1 protein-coding gene is annotated in these 1,328 nt (G+C 68.1%); it reads right to left on the bottom strand.

The annotated features are described in order from the left end of the window. Window positions 1–2: 2 nt before the first annotated feature. Window positions 3–1,250, bottom strand: coding sequence for a flotillin family protein (locus C6N31_RS42170; RefSeq protein WP_198359611.1), 1,248 nt, complete (start codon window positions 1,248–1,250; stop codon window positions 3–5). Window positions 1,251–1,328: the final 78 nt, after the last annotated feature.

Genomic DNA, 1,328 nt, shown 5'->3' with positions numbered 1-1,328 from the left:
CGCTAGTCGATCGTGATCGGGCCGTCGGTCGGCTTGTCCCGGCCGGTGTCCTTCTCTGTGTCCTTGTCTGTGGGCTTCTGCTTCACCGGCTCCGTGGGCCCGGCGGCCGGCTTCAGGTAACCCTGCAGCTCGAGCAGGCCGTTGTCCTTGCCCGGACGGGGGTACTCGGTGGAACCGCTCAGGTTCTTCCGAACCGAGTCCAGGATGGTCAGCCCCTGGCCGACCAGTCCCGCCGCGATCTCACTGAGGCCGTCGGCGCCGTTGAGGACGTTGACATTGGCCCCGGCGAGGCCGCCGGCGGCCTCCTTGACGATCAGCGGCAGCTGGTCGATCAGCATCCGGTCCAGTGCCACCCGGTCGTACGAGGCCGCGGCCTCGGCCTGGATCTTCATCCGCTCGGCCTCGGCGATCGCCAGCACCTTGATCCGCTCGGCCTCGGCCTCGGCGGGCTTCACGATCTCGGCCCGCAGCTGCTGCTGCCTGAGTTCGGCCTGGCGGTGCGCCAGTTCGGTCTGGGCGATGAGCACTTCCTGCTGCGCGTGGGCCATCGCCAGCGGGCCGGCCTGCGCGGACTCCGCCTGCGCGCGGTCCACCTGGGCCGAGTACTCGGCCTTCACCACGGCGGTCTGCCGGGCGTACTCGGCCTGGTTCCGTGCGGCCACCTGCTCCGCCTCGACCGAGGCCTGGGTGGCCTGTGCCTGGGCGATCTGGGCCTGCCGCTGGATGGCCGCCTTGTGCGGTGCGGCCATCGCGGCGATGTATCCGGTGTTGCCGTCGTCGATCGACTGGATCTGCAGCGAGTCGACGGTCAGCCCGATCTTCGCCATCTCGGTCTTGGAGGTCTCCAGCACCTCGGTGGCGAGCTTCTGCCGTTCGGTGACGATCTCCTCGACCGTCATCGAGCCGATGATGGAGCGCAGATGACCGGCGAAGATCCGGCCGGTCAGTACCGACATCTGGTCCTGGTCGGAAAGGAACCGCTGGCCGGCGTTGACAATGCTCTCCCTGTCGTTGCCGACCTTGAAGGCGATCACGGCCGTCACCGACAGGGCGATGCCCTGCTTGGTCACACAGGTCTCGGCGACCTCGGCCTCGCACATCGCCAGGGTGAGGAAGCGGGTCTTGCGGAAGACGGGGAGCACGAACTTTCCGTGGCCGGTCACCACGCGGAACGGCGCACCTTCCAGTCCCCGCCTGCCGCCTGAAATCAGCATCGCCTCGTCGGGGGCGGGAACGCGATAACCGAACATTTCGTCTCCTTTAAGGGGCGTCGGTGACGCCGCCCAACGCATCCAGGGGATCTGCCCACTCGATGACGCCGACCTGCC

Source organism: Streptomyces fildesensis (assembly GCF_016107395.1).
In the GTDB taxonomy this organism is placed as follows: Bacteria; Actinomycetota; Actinomycetes; order Streptomycetales; family Streptomycetaceae; genus Actinacidiphila; species Actinacidiphila fildesensis.
The sequence above is the reverse complement of the archived record's forward strand: the minus strand, read 5'-3'. Positions and strand labels throughout refer to the sequence as shown.

What these genes read in the sequence shown, in the direction of transcription:
- C6N31_RS42170 (WP_198359611.1), bottom strand. Translation starts at nt 1,250, where the DNA reads ATGTTCGGTTATCGCGTTCCCGCCCCCGACGAGGCGATGCTGATTTCA.